The sequence below is a fragment of the Bacillus sp. AP50 genome (assembly GCF_040492675.1).
Lineage (GTDB): Bacteria > Bacillota > Bacilli > Bacillales > Bacillaceae_G > Bacillus_A > Bacillus_A cereus.
On sequence record NZ_JBEUTW010000115.1, the window covers coordinates 1 to 17,463 of the forward strand.

Consider the following 17,463-nt stretch of genomic DNA (forward strand, 5'->3'; position numbering starts at 1 on the left):
TTTTTATACATCTTTTTTAGTGAATATATACTACTATTTTAAAACAAACATCTCGACTTAAAAGAGCTCACAAATTAGCCTTCTACTATTTCAAACATATTTCCACTTACACAACTCATGAATAGTTCATTATTAACTTCCTCTGCATAATGTTTCACATGAAACTATCAACATTCCGGGTTACCTTTCTACTATTTTCGACTGGTTTCAAACGTGGACATCTTATGAAAATTTAGTGGAAATAAATATACATTCCATTACTCCGGTACTAGCTGTCGTTCCAATATTAGAAGAAAAAGCGTTTCTACTTCTTACTTGTTTTTCTTTCTACAAATTAAAACAGTACGAACAAGCTAATTGCTACTTACAGCAATATTTACATTGCACCGTGCATCTGAATACTAAGGAAAAAGAGCCCATATTCTTTCACGAAGTTGATATGTATATGAAAAAACTATTAGAAAGTGCAATGTAATTTCACATTGTTCTTTCTAATAGTCCTTTATCACAATTTTATATCCTATCCTACAACTCCCAAGTAATATTCATTTCTGCAAATGACTCCTTACTAGCTTCCAATCCTTCGCTATCTTCCGTTCCAATCATTGCTACTTCTTCTTTAGACAACTTAATTTCCTCATTTGGCCTTTGGATTTTTTTCTCATACACGAGTTGTAAAAGCTCTATTTGTTCCTCTGTCAGTTCATACTCTTCTTCCAGTCTTTCCATTGCTGATTCTGTATCAAGTAATGGAATTTCTAATAAGAATCCACCGTGCTCTTCCATCTCTTCAAATGAATCAATTGAATACGCACCACTATCCTCAATCCAAAATGCAGTTGTAATAAAAGGAACTGTTTCGCCTTCTACTTCTTCTAATACGTATTGAAGTGCTTCTTCTTTCGCAATATCTATTACTTCCGAAGGTGCCCCTTCAAAATAACTTTTCGCATCAATCCACTCATCCATTCTCTCACTATTCACATCTTGAAGACATACAATCGTGTAATTCGGATGAAACGTAATTGCCCCTTGTCCGCCTTGGCTATCTTGCATACTATAGTTAAATCCATCCCATGAACTTTCATGTGAGAAATCTGGACAATGCGCTACATTAATTGCACGGGCAATCGAATTTAAAACGCATCCTTTCCATAATTGTTCTCTATCTATATGTAATTTATATTTACTCATCATCTTCCCCCATGCACATATTTTTTTCTATTATTTTTCCTCTACACAATACTTGTAAATACTTTTCTATCTACTACAAAATAAAAAAGACAATACCCCCCACTGTATTGTCCATTTTCTTCCCTACCATTTCTCTCTACACATCTCAATTAAATGCAGTAAGTACCTCTTCGTCATATCTGTCCTTCTCCACCTTGAGAGCATTCGCTTTTCTTTTGGGTTCTGCCGTATTCTAGCTACTTCTTTTAATAAAAGCTCCCATTCTTCCGCTGAACGTTCTGACAAGTATTGCAAGCCTCTATCTTTTGAAACGATTGTTTTATGATCTAGTGTATATAAAATACGTCCCATCGTAACGACAGCTGATTCTACCCACTCTTCTATAAAAAATAAATATGGCTTCTTCGCCTTTTCACTCCAGTACTGTTCTACGTTGTATTTCATCGTATTTACTACGTCATTCCATTGTATTTGCAGCGGAAGATCTTCTGCTTCTTTTCCGGTAACTGTAATGCCTTGATTTTTCAACGTCCACCATGTGACCGCATTAATGTCCCAATGACCAACATTAGCTTTACCATCTGCACAATACACATACTCGTTCATTTCATCATTGTATTTCCCTAAGTCAGCAAGCGGAATATACATACCGTCCATTCTTTTACCTAGCATATTATCACTAAGTTTCTTATGTAGTTCCACAAGCTGCTGTTTTTCAGCTTCATTCACGGAATCATTTATCACTGTAACAAAATCAACATCGCTCGTTTCCTTATGAAATGCACCTAGTGCGATGGATCCGTAAATATATACCCCGACTATTTTTTCATCCAAAAAAATTTCTTTTAATTCTACTGTGTACCACTCCATTAACTGCTCTACTTCCGTTGGTAACGCATGCTTCACTCCATTTTTCATATCTATCCCTCCAATAAAAAAAGCCTTTGCAAATTCGCAAAGACTTCTTGTTTTATAAATATTTCTCGATTTCTTCGTAAACATCCTTCAAACGAGGATTTCCTTCTCCAACAATTTCTCCATTTACAAGAACGACCGGATAAAATAAATCTTCTTCCACTACACGCTCTGCGAATGCTTTTTTATCCGCATCTTCTTGTTCTTCTTGGAAATCAATATACTCGAAATTAAATTTATTTTCTTGTCCTTCATATTTACGACCAATTGCCGCTTGTAACCACTCAAACGTTTCTGTTGAAGATGGCATTCCGACGCAGCTCGCACAAATTACTTTCGTCCCATACACTTGAACATTAACCATTTCTTCTCCCCCACTTCTTGTCCCAACAGTATATTCAGATGTCTTATTACATAAGCACATCATTTTACAAACTTATTCCATACCCCTATACTGAAAAAACACGATACAAAATTTCGACAATAAAACAAGAAGAGAAAAAATAGATTTTCCCCTCTATCTTGATTATAATAAAACTGATGAAAGGAGTCGATAAAAATGGAAAACCCACATATGCAAGAACAAGTATTAGAAGTATTAGATAAATTACGTCCATTCTTACTTCGCGATGGCGGAGACGTTGAATTAGTAGACATTGAAGAAGGTATCGTAAAACTACGCCTTATGGGTGCATGCGGAAGCTGCCCAAGTTCTACAATCACACTAAAAGCTGGTATCGAGCGCGCGTTACTTGAAGAAGTACCAGGCGTTATCGAAGTAGAACAAGTATTTTAATTAAAAGCGGAAGCGGCTCGTTCAAAGTCACTTGCTAAAAGGAGACCAAATTTGGTCTCCTTTTTTTATTCAAATCACATTTATCCGTTAACATCATAAAACAAAATTGGAAATCCTTCTCAAAAAATGCGATAATTAATACTATATAGTGAATCGTTCACACATATAAAGTAAAAAACATAGGGGGACGACAGATGCCAAAAATGGGGAACACTTTTTTAACAATTCAAGAACTAGAAAAGAAAAAAGAATATTTATTAGGCCTTTCATCCGTTATACCAACATGGAATACAAGCTATCAATTTTTATTTAAAGAAATTCAGCAAGAATTATTGGGTAAAGTAAATGAAAAACTCGAAGGGCATCAATTCGTTTTAAATATATGTGCAGATCAGCAGGTAGGGGCATAATGTATTACATAAAATTGTGGTATAAAAAAGAGACCTCCATCGGTCTCTTTTTTATACTTTTAAGATAGCCAATCTAATTTTCTAATCCCGAGCTTATCTACTGGTAAACGAAGTGAACCATAAAAATGCTTCATAAATTGCTCTGAGCGGTTCACATCGTGTAAAATGGCTTCTAAGCGATCTCTATATATGCTTTTTTGTTCTTCGTTTCCAGTTTGGTAATATCGTTCGACCGTTTCAAAATAGTGCAGCGGGAACAGGAGCCTTGCAAATAATAAGCGCCAGCCAAATGAGGATAGCGAATAATTCCGTTCATAATCTGTAACAAATTGAACGATTGTTTGCTCCCAGTCTTTCTTTTTTTCTATCGTCATATGGCGGATCCATTCTGCAATATCTCGACTCGGGTGATCATACACCCAATCAAAAGGAAGTTTGAGACGCTTCGTTTGATGCCATAATAAAGGTGTGAATCGTTCTTGGCAAATTGTTGCTGCATCCGTTAGTTGCGGCGTATCATCCATTTCTGTATCGACAACATATTGAATGGCATTTTCTGCAACTCCTAAGTAATACGGGAAGGATTCAATAAACAATTGATCGAATACATCTGAAGGGTGGTTCATCACTTGTGATTGCCAAAACTTTTCTAATTGATCGAGCCTTTTTTCCCATAACGCTTTCCATTCACCAATTCGGCTTAATTGCTCAATTTCTTCTGGAAAGAATGCACCTCGTTTATGGAATATAGAAAGCTCACTTCCTAATGACATAGCATGTCGTTCTAACGTGCGCATACCTTTTAATAAGCAATAATTTTGTTCTTCTATCTCACTTACATAGTAGCCGTGTATAGTCGGAACGAAAGTCGCTACAGTTATATCCCCTTGCTGGTTCATATAATCACTGAGCTTTTTCATCTCTACAAGTACTTCTTCCTCCATTTCTCCAATTGGAACAAGTACATAAATTTTGTTGCGAATCCAAAAGCTTTTATAGGGGCCAAGGGGGATTAATTCTTTAACATGCATGTGATAATGCTCATAAATATGCTGAATCATCGCAGTCGCCACCTATGGTTTTTCTTTATATATATGAGCTTGTGCTCGCCTTTCATTCCTATGCACATGATAAAGCAACGAAACGTATACAAATACTAAAAAGAAAAAAAGGTGATAAACATGAAAGAATCAAATCAACTACAAGAAAGAGCATTAAAACTATTACAAGAACGCGGTGTAACAATTGACGATATTGCTGAACTTGTTCATTTTCTTCAAAAAAAATATCATCCAAATTTAGAGATGTCAGAATGCCGTTACAATGTAGAACGTGTACTATCAAAACGTGAAGTACAAAACGCACTGATTACTGGTATCGAGCTTGATGTCCTTGCTGAAAAGGGAATGCTAAGTGAACCGTTACAAGATATTGTAAAACGTGACGAAGGCTTATACGGAATTGATGAAGTTATCGCACTTTCTATCGTGAATGTGTACGGCTCTATCGGTTTCACAAACTTTGGATATATTGATAAATTAAAACCTGGTATTTTAGAATACTTAAATGATAAATCAACTGGAAAGGTGCATACATTCCTTGATGATATCGTTGGCGGAATCGCTGCCGCTGCTTCAAGCCGTTTAGCGCACCGAGCTGAGCACTCAGAATAATAGTGTTTTCTAGGCCGTCAGGTTCATGCTGACGGTCTTTCATATTCCATCAGCATAAATTCTCTTCCGCGACTCAAAAAAATAGGCCCTTGCTTAAATCCGATATTTTTATATAACGTAATCGCTCTTGTATTAAATGTCGCTACGCTTAATCGAAACATTTTTGCATTAAACTCTTTCGTGGCAAACGCTATTCCAGCTTGGAAGAATTCTTTCCCCATTCCTTTCCCGGTTAACGCCGGCTTCATGCCAAGTCCGATATCAATCACATCTTCTCCACCATATAAATGAGCATCTCTTCCACCTGGTACTTGTGCATTTGCTCCAAAACAAAAATAACCGATGAGGTCTCCTTGATCATCACAACAGCCATAATACGTTCCATCTAATAGCTCTTCCATTACTTCTTTCTCGCCTGAAAAACTATATAAATTATATGGTTCCTCGTACGTCCAAGTATTTATCTCATTTGCTTCTACCTCTGTTAATTTATGTATATCCACTTTCTCTTTCCCCCTATTATATTTCTATTAACAATATTCGATATTCATCTTATAATTCATCTTTCTCAATATATTTTTTTAATTTCTTGCTTCATTTTTATGGAAGATTTTCCTTATTATGTTACGATTAAACAGAATCATTATAAATAAGGTGGTGACAATTTGAATTACTTTTCTTATCTCTCCTCAGAAGAACGGCAAATTTTTTTCTATAAAGAACCTCTTAGTTTTTCAAAAAATATAGGAAAAGAACAACTAGCTTACGCACTAGGCGCTACACTATATACTCCTGGCACGAAAGAAACGATTGCGGAAGATATAATTAGAAGGAAACATGTGGATGCTATCTCAATTATTCTTTGTCTAGAGGACGCTATAAGCGATGAGGAAGTAAAACTTGCAGAGCAAAACATCGTCGTTCAAATACAGCAAATCGCTAACTTAGTCAGTGCCAACATACTAAATCAAGCAGACATCCCACTCCTTTTTATTAGAGTTCGACAGCCAAGTCAAATGAAGAAAATTGTTACTGAATTAGGTAGTGCCGTTCATTGTTTATGTGGTTTTGTCTTTCCAAAATTCACACCGATTAACGGAAAGACTTATATCGATCAGCTTGCATATATAAACGAGTTATACTCATTATCGCTATATGGCATGCCGATTTTAGAATCACCCGAAATTATGTATAAGGAAACACGGGCAGAATCATTATTACAAATAAAGGATTTACTAGATTCTTATCACGATTACATCTTAAATGTACGTATTGGTGCTACTGATTTTTCAAGTATATTTAGTATTCGGCGTAATAAATACACACCTATCTATCATATTACTGTTGTCCGTGATTGTATTTCAGACATTATTAACGTTTTCTCAAGGGCAACAAATGAATATATTATTTCAGGATGTGTATGGGAATATTTTTCTAATGATCATGAAGAAGGGCTTATTCAAGAGGTATCACTTGACCATGCAAATGGCTTAATCGGAAAGACAGTTATTCACCCATCTCATATTAAAGTTGTACAGGCAATGCACATTGTCACAATGGAAGATTATTTAGATGCGAGATTAATTTTACAAAATGCAGATACGTATAATGGAGTGCTAAAAAGCAGTTTTTCTAACAAAATGAATGAAGTAAAACCTCATTATGGGTGGGCTCGCAAAACCATTTTAAAATCTAATATTTACGGGGTGCTACATGAAAACAAACAATTCACCGATCTCCTTATTACAAACGCAAAGCAACACGTATAACGTTTTAAATACTATACAAGTTCATGTAGAAGTACGTGATAATCCATATAATTTAGCGCTAGACAATCTTTTTCAAATGGCTGCGAGAATAAATAAGAAACGTAGTTTTTTATTTGTGAGTACAATCCTTGGAAAGCATCTTCCTATTAAACCTACAGTCTCTCTATCAAGTGGAGTTGCTCTCGCTGCAAGATATATGGAAATACTACATAATATTTCTCATCCATTTCAAAAAGAAATTTTAAATCTCATTTCATTAGAAATTGATGAAATCCCAGAGGAAGTATTTCGTTATCAATATCCTCTGCAAGAAGAAGTTTTGTTCATCGGATTCGCTGAAACAGCGACATCACTTGGTCATTCTATGTTTCAATGCTTTCAAAATGCAAAGTATGTACATACAACTAGGGAATCGATACCCCACCTAGAATCTGTCATTACATTTGAGGAAGAACATTCTCATGCAACATCGCACCGGTGTTATGTAGATGAAAGCTTTTTTCAAAACAACAATTCAATTGTTCTCGTAGATGATGAGATGACAACAGGAAAAACAGCATTAAATATTATTAGATCTATTCAAAATAAATTCCCACGAGAAGAATATATAATTGCTTCTTTATTAGACTGGCGTTCTCATACTAATAGAAAACAATTTAAACAATTAGAAAAAGAACTTCAAATTAAGGTTCATGTTATTTCTTTATTAGAAGGCAGTATTCATACAACTGGCCAACCATTAAATATTGCAAAAAAAGAGATTCAAATTGAAGAAACAAAACCTGATTTCAAAAAACATACCCTTACCTGCCTAAAATCACCCTATACATCAAATTATATAAAATATACTGGGCGATTTGGCATTTCAGCATATGAACAAAAGCACATTCATTCTTTCGCCCAAGAAGCAGGAAAAACTTTAAAAAGAGAAAGAATGGGAAAACGAACACTCTGTCTCGGAACAGGTGAATTTATGTATATCCCAATGAAAATTGCTGCTGAAATGGGTGAAAATATTTTATATCAATCTACAACAAGAAGCCCTATCCATCCTGTTTCAAATGATGTGAACTACGCCATTCATAATCATTTCTCATATCCAAGTCCTGAAGATCCTACTATAACAAATTACTTTTATAATATTTCACCTCATGATTACGATGAAGTATTTGTTTTTATTGAGCGTGATTTAGGGGAAGAAGCCCTATCTCCTCTTCTACAGCAGTTACAAACAGTTATTCCTTTTATTCATATCGTCTCATTTTCAAATAGCATAGAAAAGGAAGGTTGATAATTATGGTAAAAGTAAATTCTCATATTAGTAGTTACAATCCAAATGATGCTATTTTTCTATTAAAAGATATTAGTGATTTAATGAAAGAAAGTTCCACGGAAACTAGAGAACAAGCAATTCAAGCTGGCACACATTATTCCGAAATGTTACCAATGGAATATAAACCCTCTAAAGCGTATATGGATTTATTCTTTTCTTCCCTGCAACAATACAAACACAAACTAGCCATCGCTGTTGGAGTTGTCGCCGAACAGATTATACAAACTAAAGGAACTAACCTTGTCCTCGTTTCATTAGCTCGTGCTGGTACACCTATTGGCATTCTTATCAAACGCTACATACGCTATCAATACAACCTTGATGTACCTCACTATTGTATTTCTATTGTTCGCGGACGCGGTATTGATGAAAATGCACTCCATTATATTTTGGAACATCACCCTAAAGAAACAATTCAATTCATTGATGGGTGGACTGGAAAAGGTGCAATAAAAAAAGAATTAGAATATGCAGTACACACATTTAACGAACGAAATAATACACACATTTCTCATTGTATGGCTGTGCTTGCTGATCCCGGTTACTGTACTTCAATTTACGGTACACGTGAAGATTTTCTTATTCCTAGCGCTTGCTTAAATGCAACAGTCTCTGGACTCATTAGCCGCACTGTACTAAATGACACCTATATCGGTCCAAATGATTTTCATGGTGTTAAATATTATAAAGAGCTAGAACAAGAAGACTTATCAAATTTATTCATTGATGAGGTAACAGATTTATTCCCTTCTGTTCATTCTCATATAGATAATCAATTACGTTATATTACTTCAACTTACACTGATCCCTCTTGGCAAGGATTAAAAGATATACAGTCTATCCAAAATCACTTTGAAATTGACGATATTAACTTAATTAAACCAGGAGTCGGTGAAACAACTCGCGTATTACTCCGGAGAATACCGTGGAAAATTTTAATACGTAAGCAAAACAATCCCGATTTAAAGCATATTTTACTTCTTGCTAAAGAAAAGAATGTCCCTATTGAAATCTATGAGAATATGGCTTATTCATGTTGCGGGCTCATTAAGCCTCTTAAGAGGGAAACGATATGATTTTCGCCAGTGATCTTGATCAGACGCTTATTTATTCCCGGAAATCGTTTCGTGCCCCTATAGAAGATGAATCAATTCAACTCATTGAAACTTTAGATGGGAAAGAAATTTCTTTCATATCACATAAAACCATTTCACTACTAAAAAAATTGCAACTGCACTCACATTTCATCCCAGTTACAACAAGAACTATTGAGCAGTTTCAGCGTATTTCTTTATTCCAAGACGAAATCATTCCCGAATACGCCATTACAAGTAACGGCGGTAATATCCTTCATAACGGTAAACAAGATGGTACTTGGAACAGGATAGTAAAAGAAAGACTATCGTTTGAATGTATAGAGGGAAACGACATACTAAAGGAATTTGGACAAATAGCTCATAAAGATTGGGTTATATCACAAAAAACAGCTGATGATCTATTCCATTATTGCATTATTAAACGGGAGAACATTCCTTATGATGAATTATCATCCTTCACTTCCTGGTTAGACAAACAAGGCTGGAATCATTCACTTCAAGGTAGAAAGCTATACTTTGTACCAAAACCAATTAACAAATGGGACGCCGTGCAATATATAAAAGAAATTTTGCAAATAGATACGATTATTACAGCTGGGGATTCTTTACTTGATTTATGCATGCTTGAAAAGGCGAACCATGCCTTCGCACCACTTCATGGTGAGTTAGGGGCAATGCATGATAACTTACAACCTCATATTTTAAAAACAGACGCAATCGGCATATATGCCGCAGAAGAAATCGTAAATAAATCACTTCAAATTATTCACAGTTCATTACCTACCTCATGATCATAATATGCACAATTGCATACGCACCACAATTAAACAAATGGTACAATCTATTTGAATCGCTGTTGCTACACTTCTTGATTAAAGAAAAGGCGTTAACACGGAAATTAGCGTCTTATCAACCTCAAGCAATTGGCACATTTTGTCATCTTAAAAGACACTCCACGAGTGTCTTTTTTTCTATATCCAACAAGGACTTACTCATTTCAAAGTATAAATACATAAAATAATGTAAATCATTACACGCATGAATCACTTTCTAAAAGTTATAAAGTAGATTCAAAATAAAAAAGCACTCTTAACTAGAGTGCTTTTTACTTTCAAACAAGGAGGCTACATATATGGATAGTACTCTCGTATTTAACTTCGGCATTGGTATTGTCATTATTTTATTTGTCTTTTTTGTACTTTGTATGAGCGGGGTATAAAAAGGCGATTTTCGGGCGTCTTTTTATACATACATATGTATTACTTGACTTCTATAAAGGTAGTAACCATAATAGTTACAGATATACAAATAACTATTCACATATCCACAAATAGGAGGAAGAAAAATGAAACATGTAATCGTTTATGCACACCCGAATACAGAAAGCTTCAACCATGCGATTTTAGAAACGGTAAAAAGTGAATTAGAAGGAAAAGGTCACGAAGTACGCGTTCGCGATCTATACGAATTAAACTTTAATCCAGTATTAGGCGCTTCCGATTTCATCTCATTTTCTAAAGGAAATACACCAGAAGATATTAAAGAAGAACAAGAACATATCTCTTGGGCTGACAGCATTACATTTATTTATCCAGTTTGGTGGGCGGGACTTCCTGCTATTTTAAAAGGATACGTTGACCGTGTGTTTAGCCATGGATTTGCTTATGCTTACGGTGAAAACGGTATTGAAAAGTTATTAAGCGGTAAAAAAGGATTGTTATTATCTACAATGGGTAATACGAAAGAGGCATACACAGCAGGCGGCATGTTTGATGCAATGAAGAAAACAGCGGATGTTGGTATTTTTGAATTTACAGGCATTGAAACAATTGAGCATACATTCTATACAAGTGTTCCTTCTGTGGATAACAGTGTGCGTAAGCAATATCTTGAAGAGGTTAAAGACGTTGTGAATCGTGCTTTTTAATAAAATTATATCAGTGATTTTCTAAATATATCAGCGATTTTCTAAATATATCGGCGCAACTCAGATTATATCGGCGATTTTTCAAATATATCGACTTACCGACAAAAATCGACACTAGTCACAACTGAATGTTAGCCTACACCAATCGGGCTGCCCGCAAATATTAGAAAAAAAGCTGTTCCAAAGTTTGGAACAGCTTTCTTCATTACATCTTCTCAATCCACTCCGTCAAGTTATGAACAACTTGCGTTGGTTGTACTTCATATTCTGTTAACTTCTCCACAGTTGTGACTCCAGTGTGGACAAGAAGGGTATGCATGCCAGCATTTATTCCTGCTAAAATGTCTGTATCGTAGTTATCCCCAACCATTAATGCTTCATTTTTTTCTATGCCAAGTACTTTTAAAGCTTGTTCCATAATGATTGATTCTGGTTTTCCGATAAAGATTGGATCCACACCTGTTGATACTGCTACAACTGATGTTAATGAGCCGTTACCTGGTAATAATCCGCGCTCAGTCGGAATGGCAATGTCTCCATTTGTGGAAATAAACGTTGCGCCGTTACGCACAGCAAGACACGCTTTTGCTAACTTTTCATATGTGATGTCACGATCTAAACCAACAACAACGAAATCAGGATTTTCATCCACAAGTTCAAATCCTTTTTCCACAAGTGCATCGTGTAAGCCTTCTTCACCAATCATATATACAGTTGCGTCTTGTTTACGTTCATAAATGAAGTTCGCAGTCGCCATACTCGTTGTGAATACTTGCTCTGCTTTCGCTGGAATATCGAAACGAACAAGTTTTTCTGCCACTTGTTCTGGTTTACGCGTTGAGTTATTCGTAACGAATAAATAAGGAATGCCGCGCTCTCCTAATGCTTTTACGAAGTCGCTTGCCTCTTCAATTTGTTCTTCCCCGCGATACATCGTACCGTCTAAGTCAATTAAGTAACCTTTATACATCGATTATGTCTCTCCTTCTATGCTAACGTTCTCACCTTATCATACCACTCTTATATTACCCGCTTTTTCCAAAGAAAAAAACGCTTTACCTAAAAGCGCCCCATAACGTTCATTTTTTCTCTTTTACTTGGTAAGAACAACTACAATCGCCCTCACACATATTTGCTAACGTCTTTACATCTGCTCCTGCAAATAAACGCTTATACATCTCTTTTTCATCTTTACATACTTGCGGGAATCTCTCTGCAATTTCCTTTAACGGACAGTTTTGTTTTTCAATTACGAAAGAATTCTCTCCATCTCTCTTTATTTGAACCATATAACCGTTTTTCTCTTGCATAGCTGCTATCTCTTGCACTTTATATGCTAAATTCTTTTGATTACTCACTCTCTTTTGTAACTGTTCTTCCATTCGCTTCGTTCTCTCTTTTAAAACGTAACGAAGTATTTTTTCATCACCCATTCGAGCTAAATCTTCTAGCATATCAATCGCAAATTGCTTATACTCTTTCGGGAATGTATCTTCTCCCTTTTCACTTAATCCATACAAATAAGTTGGTCTTCCGACATGTTGCCTTACCATCTTAGAATAAATAAGTCCGTCTTTCTCAAGATTACTTAAATGTCTTCGGATCGCCATTTCTGTAATCTCTAAAACGTCAGCTAGTTCCGCTACCGTGTGCTCTCCCTTTACTTTCAACAATTGTACAATTTCGTCTTTCGTAGTACGTGCTTCCCCCATACTTCACCCTTCTCCCTTTTCTTTCTCACATACAATATAAGATCCCCAAAAGGCATTCTCTGGGGATCTTATAAGCATAATTATTCTGGTACAAATGCAGATACAGGTCCTAATTCCTTTTCTAAATAACTGCGAACATTTGCTGGGTATTTCTCTACCACTGCAATATGTTTTTGAATCGTCTTATATAATTCATCATGATTCATTTGAATATAGTCTTGCGTAAGCATTTTTCGAAGAAGGATAATTTCTTTCATCCCTTGTCCATCTTCTTCACTTATCACTCGCTCGTCCATTAAAATATCAATAATATCTTCATAGCTTCCTGGATCGCGCATAATAAATCCATCAATCATCGCATTCCCGGCATCTAATACACAATCAATAATAAGATGGGCTATGCGCTCTAATGCGTAAAATTCAAACTCGGTTTCATATATCTTTTTCTCTTGAAATGTACTTGTTGCTCGTTCTAAACATACTAGCATTTGTTCTATTTTCTTTCTGTCTACAAAATACATGAATGTCACCTACCTGGAAATTAAAGCATTTACATTTTAATTGTAACGCTTTCTTCTGAAAAAATCGACAATTTTTCGAATTCACCTTTTCTCCGTTATTTGTTATAGTTATATTTGTATGATTTTTGAAATTGGAGGAATGAAATCTTGGAACGTGAACTCGCACTAGAAATTGTCCGTGTAACAGAAGCAGCAGCATTAGCATCCGCACAGTGGATGGGCCGCGGAAAGAAAAATGAAGCAGATGATGCAGCAACTACAGCAATGCGTGATATGTTCGATTCAGTAAACATGGCAGGTACAGTTGTAATTGGTGAAGGAGAACTTGATGAAGCACCGATGCTGTATATTGGTGAAGAACTAGGAACAGGTAACGGTCCAGAAGTAGACATCGCCGTTGACCCATTAGAAGGTACAAACATCGTTGCAAAAGGTCTTGCAAATGCAATGGCAGTTATTGCAATCGCAGACAAAGGGAACCTTCTTCATGCTCCTGATATGTACATGGAAAAAATCGCGGTTGGTCCAAAAGCAGCTGGTAAAATTAGCTTAGATGATCCAATTGAAAAAACAATTGAAATTGTAGCAGAAGCTAACAATAAAAAGATTCGCGATCTAACAGTTATCGTTCAAGAACGTGAACGTCATCAAGATATTATTGACCGTGTTCGTGCAAAAGGTGCACGCGTAAAATTATTTGGTGACGGTGATGTTGGTGCGTCAATCGCAACAGCACTACCTGGAACGGGTATCGACTTATTCGTAGGTATTGGCGGAGCTCCAGAAGGTGTTATTTCTGCAGCAGCATTAAAATGCCTTGAAGGTGAAATGCAAGCTCGTTTAGTTCCAATGAACGAAGAAGAAGAAGCTCGTTGTCGTGAAATGGGATTAGAAGACCCACGTCAACTTCTAACGCTAGAAGATTTAGTATCTGGTGATGATGCAATCTTCTCAGCAACTGGTGTATCTGCTGGTGAATTATTAGACGGCGTGAAATTCCTTGGCGGAGATTTAGCTGAAACATATTCTATCGTAATGCGTTACAAAACAAGAACAGTACGATTCATTAAAACGCATCACCATTTAGATCATAAGCCACACTTAAACTTAGATATTTAATAAAGGAGCCATGTGTATGGAAGAACGTTTCTTTCTGTACGACGATACTGTCGCTACAAAAACGCGTTTCGTTAGCTTTATGGGAGAAAATGAGCGTCACGATTTAGCGCTTTTATACTCTGATCGTCATTACGGTAAAACAATTGTCCTTGATATGCAGCGCAATAAATTTGCAATCATCGGCGCTGACGATTTAAACGAACCAGGCTACTTAGAGCACGCATTTTCTATGACTGAAGAAATTGCAGAAGAACTACGCTCATTTTTATTTGAACTTATATAATTTATCTTAGGCACCAGCTGTTTTAGCTGGTGTTTTTTCATTATAAGTATTTTTAATTTTCAAACTAATATGTTATAATTAAGAATAAATCTATTTGGATAGAAAGGACGTTATCTACGTATGCCAACATTTACTTTGTAATGGACCAGCAATTGGATAGCATTACTCTCAAAAAAGCACCACGCTTTTTCAAGGGAGTAGTCTGCCCATTCCCATTACAAAGGAACGTAACGCATCTGTAGTATGATGTTTACGGAGGTTCCTAAGGGAACCTCCTTTTATTTTTGTCTTTTTCTCATGTCTTCATACTACAAGACATCCAAATAGCTGTATTACGTTCCTTTGCCACTACTATAAGAGGTGAAGGAAAATGCAGAAAGTACAACTTTCTTGGAGTTTATATGAAAATGAACAAAACACAATCGAAAAGTATTGTAAAAATTGCAGACGCACTACCCTATTTACCGACACAAATATTCGTAGGCATAACGCCAACAGAAAAAACATATACCGCTTTGCCATTTATAAATGTCCGAAAGATCATACGTGGAATCAAAAACTGCGTATTTATAAATCATTTACTGATCATGTGGAAACAGTCGATATGCCTCAGCAAGATCAAACGGAAACAACTACTACTATTTCCATTACACAGCATAAAGAAAGTGGCGTAGCTGAAATTACAATTGTATTAGATATCGTTTTCGGTTCCCACCGAATGGATAAAGCCTTATCCACATATATTTCCGACTGGAGCCGTACACGCATTGTGGATAAAATTAAAAACGGAGATATTCAATTGAACGGACAACAAATGAAACCAAATACAATACTATCTGAAGGAGATTATATCTCGATTTGTTTATAATGCAAAAAATCCTCTTACAATCGTAAGAGGATTTTTTTATTTCTTCACTTTTCGCAATACGAAGTGTGCACAACCGAAGTTACAGTACTCGTATAAATACTCCGTTAACGTACTAATTTTCGTATCATATGTCGCACGCTGGTTACTATCATCAAAGAATCCGCGCAGTCTAAGTTGCTCATATCCCCAGTCTCCAACGATATAATCATATTTATTTAAAATTTCTGCATAGCGCTCTTTAAATGCTTCTTCACTAAAACCGTCACGAAAGTTTTTAATTACTTCGTACTGCACATTATTAATGCTCACCGTAGCATGAATCTCTTGCTTTTGCTCCATCATTAACTTCCTCTCTAAGCATTCTTCTTTTTATCGTATCACAAAGCATAACAACCAACAATTTCAAATACAAAAAATTGAAAATTAGTGCATGCTATGGAGAAGGAGGTGATACATCGTGAAAAAACAAATTATACTCTCTCTCCTCACTCTTTCCTTATTTGCAGGCTGCCAATCAACGAATAAAGCCGAAATGGAACGTGAAGAAGGAAGCCGTGTTCTTGTTTCCAACAAAAACGACATGTATCATACGGAAAATACAAATACACGATTAACGAGAGTCGGTTATTCATCTAAACAAAAGCATGAAGTGTCTAACAAACAAGTAGGGGCCATTAACCGTGAGAAAGTCGCTGAAATGATTACAAGCATGACAGTCAAACTTCCTGACGTTACAAACGCTGCTACGCTCGTTACCGATGATGAAGTATTTGTTGTATACCGTGCAAACACAACGGATCCAAAACTCGTAGCGGATCAAGTATATAGAGCTGCTTTGTCCATCGTCCCTCGCTATTATAAAGCATATGTATCAACAGACCAAAAGTTGATTTCCCAAATTCAAGGTCTTCAATCTGGCGCATTAAATGATACAGAATATACGCAAAGCCTCGATATGCTAAAACGTGAAATGAGTAAAAATCCTCATTTGAACAATACGGGAGATCAGACTTTGAATGATATGATTAAAAAGTAAAACAGGTGGAGAAAATCTCCACCTGTTTTACTTTTTATTTTTTATTACGATCCGCATAAACCTCCATCGCATCACACATAAACTGCGCTAACCCTTCACCAAACTTATCGATATTTTTCGTAAAGCGCTCATCAGCGACGTACATTTGACCAAGTCCTTTAAAAGCATCTAATGAATATTCACCGAAGTTTTGCAAGTAATCGTACCACACCCCAATTGCTTCTTGTGCCTCTTTAGAATCTGGTGCTCCGTGTCTAAGCGCTGCTAAATTTCTATAAATAGCATTAAACTCCTCTTGGTTCTCTTTTGACATACCTTTTGCATATTCATTTGCTTTATCTACAGCTGCGTCTCCCCATTTTTCACGTGCTTCTTCTTCATATGGGTTATGGCTGAAATCGAATCCTTCAAATTTCTCTTTGTTCGTCATTTCAATCTCTCCTTTTGTATGCTGAATTGTTTTATCAATCGTCGCAATCACCTTATCTAATCTAGCACGCTTTTCAAGAAGCATTTTCTTATGAAGCTCTAGTGCCTCTTCGCGATCAAATGATGGACTCATGATAATCTCTTTAATTTTTTTCAAAGGGAAGCCAAGCTCTTTAAAAAACAAAATTTGCTGCAATGTCTCTAAATTTTCATTGGAATACAGACGATATCCAGACTCTGTCGTCTCGTCTGGGGTTAACAACCCAATTTCATCGTAATGATGCAGTGTGCGCACACTAATTCCAACTAAATCAGCTACTTCTTTTACTCTCATTGTCATTTGTATCTCCCCCTTAGTACATACGATAAAGTATGACGCAA

At 36.0% G+C, this 17,463-nt stretch carries 22 protein-coding genes and 1 pseudogene; 13 read left to right on the forward strand and 10 right to left on the reverse strand.

The window, feature by feature from the left end; all coding sequences use genetic code 11:
* Nucleotides 1–142 precede the first annotated feature (142 nt).
* Nucleotides 143–475: pseudogene (locus ABWK52_RS10260) on the forward strand (DUF4304 domain-containing protein); the annotation flags it as partial.
* 50 nt (nucleotides 476–525) lie between these two features.
* Here ABWK52_RS10260 and ABWK52_RS10265 read toward each other — a convergent pair.
* The 3 genes from ABWK52_RS10265 to ABWK52_RS10275 all read right to left on the reverse strand — a co-directional run bounded on the left by ABWK52_RS10265 (nucleotide 526) and on the right by ABWK52_RS10275 (nucleotide 2,473).
* Nucleotides 526–1,194, reverse strand: a complete 669-nt coding sequence (locus ABWK52_RS10265) for a hypothetical protein (protein ID WP_098542059.1) — start codon at nucleotides 1,192–1,194, stop codon at nucleotides 526–528.
* Between the two features lie 123 nt (nucleotides 1,195–1,317).
* Nucleotides 1,318–2,112 (reverse strand): nucleotidyltransferase domain-containing protein, encoded by a 795-nt coding sequence (locus tag ABWK52_RS10270; protein ID WP_141537405.1) that lies wholly within the window; start codon nucleotides 2,110–2,112, stop codon nucleotides 1,318–1,320.
* A gap of 52 nt (nucleotides 2,113–2,164) precedes the next feature.
* Nucleotides 2,165–2,473, reverse strand: a complete 309-nt coding sequence (locus ABWK52_RS10275; protein ID WP_000248588.1) for a YuzD family protein — start codon at nucleotides 2,471–2,473, stop codon at nucleotides 2,165–2,167.
* 195 nt (nucleotides 2,474–2,668) lie between these two features.
* Here ABWK52_RS10275 and ABWK52_RS10280 point away from each other — a divergent pair, with 195 nt between their 5' ends.
* Both ABWK52_RS10280 and ABWK52_RS10285 read left to right on the forward strand, forming a co-directional pair.
* A complete protein-coding gene (locus ABWK52_RS10280) occupies nucleotides 2,669–2,905 on the forward strand; it encodes a NifU family protein (protein WP_000431159.1) in 237 nt (78 codons plus the stop codon).
* A 194-nt stretch (nucleotides 2,906–3,099) separates the two neighbouring features.
* Nucleotides 3,100–3,315 (forward strand): hypothetical protein, encoded by a 216-nt coding sequence (locus ABWK52_RS10285; RefSeq protein WP_016118827.1) that lies wholly within the window; start codon nucleotides 3,100–3,102, stop codon nucleotides 3,313–3,315.
* A gap of 59 nt (nucleotides 3,316–3,374) precedes the next feature.
* Here the strand turns inward: ABWK52_RS10285 and yutH are convergent, their stop codons facing one another.
* Nucleotides 3,375–4,376 carry a spore coat putative kinase YutH gene (gene yutH, locus ABWK52_RS10290; RefSeq protein ID WP_000614218.1) on the reverse strand — a complete coding sequence of 334 codons (1,002 nt, stop codon included), beginning with the start codon at nucleotides 4,374–4,376 and terminating at the stop codon, nucleotides 3,375–3,377.
* Nucleotides 4,377–4,496: 120 nt separating this feature from the next.
* Between yutH and ABWK52_RS10295 the strand changes: the two genes are divergently transcribed.
* A complete protein-coding gene (locus ABWK52_RS10295; protein WP_000665094.1) occupies nucleotides 4,497–4,988 on the forward strand; it encodes a phosphatidylglycerophosphatase A family protein in 492 nt (163 codons plus the stop codon).
* 23 nt (nucleotides 4,989–5,011) lie between these two features.
* Here the strand turns inward: ABWK52_RS10295 and ABWK52_RS10300 are convergent, their stop codons facing one another.
* Nucleotides 5,012–5,491 (reverse strand): GNAT family N-acetyltransferase, encoded by a 480-nt coding sequence (locus tag ABWK52_RS10300; RefSeq protein WP_000351155.1) that lies wholly within the window; start codon nucleotides 5,489–5,491, stop codon nucleotides 5,012–5,014.
* A gap of 162 nt (nucleotides 5,492–5,653) precedes the next feature.
* On the opposite strand from ABWK52_RS10300, the gene ABWK52_RS10305 reads away from it, so the two are divergent.
* The 5 genes from ABWK52_RS10305 to ABWK52_RS10325 all read left to right on the forward strand — a co-directional run bounded on the left by ABWK52_RS10305 (nucleotide 5,654) and on the right by ABWK52_RS10325 (nucleotide 11,114).
* Entirely contained in the window at nucleotides 5,654–6,757 is a 1,104-nt protein-coding gene (locus ABWK52_RS10305; protein ID WP_087948298.1) for an HpcH/HpaI aldolase/citrate lyase family protein, read from the forward strand.
* A complete protein-coding gene (locus ABWK52_RS10310) occupies nucleotides 6,702–8,048 on the forward strand; it encodes a phosphoribosyltransferase family protein (RefSeq protein ID WP_087948299.1) in 1,347 nt (448 codons plus the stop codon). Before ABWK52_RS10305 ends, ABWK52_RS10310 begins: the two co-directional genes overlap by 56 nt.
* Nucleotides 8,049–8,053: 5 nt before the next feature.
* Entirely contained in the window at nucleotides 8,054–9,166 is a 1,113-nt protein-coding gene (locus ABWK52_RS10315) for a cysteine protease StiP family protein (RefSeq protein WP_074618681.1), read from the forward strand.
* Nucleotides 9,163–9,978, forward strand: a complete 816-nt coding sequence (locus tag ABWK52_RS10320) for an HAD family hydrolase (RefSeq protein ID WP_000575383.1) — start codon at nucleotides 9,163–9,165, stop codon at nucleotides 9,976–9,978. Before ABWK52_RS10315 ends, ABWK52_RS10320 begins: the two co-directional genes overlap by 4 nt.
* A 554-nt stretch (nucleotides 9,979–10,532) precedes the next feature.
* The gene (locus ABWK52_RS10325) at nucleotides 10,533–11,114 is read left to right on the forward strand and encodes an NAD(P)H-dependent oxidoreductase (RefSeq protein WP_000683437.1); all 582 of its coding nucleotides are present in this window, start codon (nucleotides 10,533–10,535) and stop codon (nucleotides 11,112–11,114) included.
* A 205-nt stretch (nucleotides 11,115–11,319) separates the two neighbouring features.
* On the opposite strand, the gene ABWK52_RS10330 is transcribed toward ABWK52_RS10325, so the two are convergent.
* The 3 genes from ABWK52_RS10330 to ABWK52_RS10340 form a co-directional block, all read right to left on the reverse strand.
* Nucleotides 11,320–12,084 carry a TIGR01457 family HAD-type hydrolase gene (locus ABWK52_RS10330; RefSeq protein WP_000276467.1) on the reverse strand — a complete coding sequence of 255 codons (765 nt, stop codon included), beginning with the start codon at nucleotides 12,082–12,084 and terminating at the stop codon, nucleotides 11,320–11,322.
* 109 nt (nucleotides 12,085–12,193) lie between these two features.
* Entirely contained in the window at nucleotides 12,194–12,826 is a 633-nt protein-coding gene (locus ABWK52_RS10335; RefSeq protein WP_000503350.1) for a helix-turn-helix transcriptional regulator, read from the reverse strand.
* An 80-nt stretch (nucleotides 12,827–12,906) separates the two neighbouring features.
* Nucleotides 12,907–13,347, reverse strand: a complete 441-nt coding sequence (locus tag ABWK52_RS10340; RefSeq protein ID WP_000274000.1) for a DUF86 domain-containing protein — start codon at nucleotides 13,345–13,347, stop codon at nucleotides 12,907–12,909.
* 147 nt (nucleotides 13,348–13,494) lie between these two features.
* Between ABWK52_RS10340 and glpX the strand changes: the two genes are divergently transcribed.
* The 3 genes from glpX (at nucleotide 13,495) to ABWK52_RS10355 (ending at nucleotide 15,617) form a co-directional block, all read left to right on the forward strand.
* Nucleotides 13,495–14,466 (forward strand): class II fructose-bisphosphatase, encoded by a 972-nt coding sequence (gene glpX / locus ABWK52_RS10345; protein ID WP_000439093.1) that lies wholly within the window; start codon nucleotides 13,495–13,497, stop codon nucleotides 14,464–14,466.
* A 16-nt stretch (nucleotides 14,467–14,482) separates the two neighbouring features.
* Complete coding sequence (locus ABWK52_RS10350) at nucleotides 14,483–14,749, forward strand: DUF3055 domain-containing protein (RefSeq protein WP_000392606.1); 267 nt, start codon at nucleotides 14,483–14,485, stop codon at nucleotides 14,747–14,749.
* 370 nt (nucleotides 14,750–15,119) lie between these two features.
* On the forward strand, nucleotides 15,120–15,617 hold the full coding sequence (locus ABWK52_RS10355) for a cytoplasmic protein (protein WP_098279338.1): 498 nt from the start codon (nucleotides 15,120–15,122) through the stop codon (nucleotides 15,615–15,617).
* A gap of 36 nt (nucleotides 15,618–15,653) precedes the next feature.
* Here the strand turns inward: ABWK52_RS10355 and ABWK52_RS10360 are convergent, their stop codons facing one another.
* Nucleotides 15,654–15,956, reverse strand: a complete 303-nt coding sequence (locus tag ABWK52_RS10360) for a YutD family protein (protein ID WP_000435943.1) — start codon at nucleotides 15,954–15,956, stop codon at nucleotides 15,654–15,656.
* A gap of 118 nt (nucleotides 15,957–16,074) precedes the next feature.
* Here ABWK52_RS10360 and ABWK52_RS10365 point away from each other — a divergent pair, with 118 nt between their 5' ends.
* Entirely contained in the window at nucleotides 16,075–16,653 is a 579-nt protein-coding gene (locus ABWK52_RS10365) for a YhcN/YlaJ family sporulation lipoprotein (protein ID WP_000744038.1), read from the forward strand.
* Nucleotides 16,654–16,687: 34 nt separating this feature from the next.
* On the opposite strand, the gene ABWK52_RS10370 is transcribed toward ABWK52_RS10365, so the two are convergent.
* Nucleotides 16,688–17,422 carry a MerR family transcriptional regulator gene (locus ABWK52_RS10370; RefSeq protein ID WP_000178769.1) on the reverse strand — a complete coding sequence of 245 codons (735 nt, stop codon included), beginning with the start codon at nucleotides 17,420–17,422 and terminating at the stop codon, nucleotides 16,688–16,690.
* Between the last annotated feature and the right edge of the window lie 41 nt (nucleotides 17,423–17,463).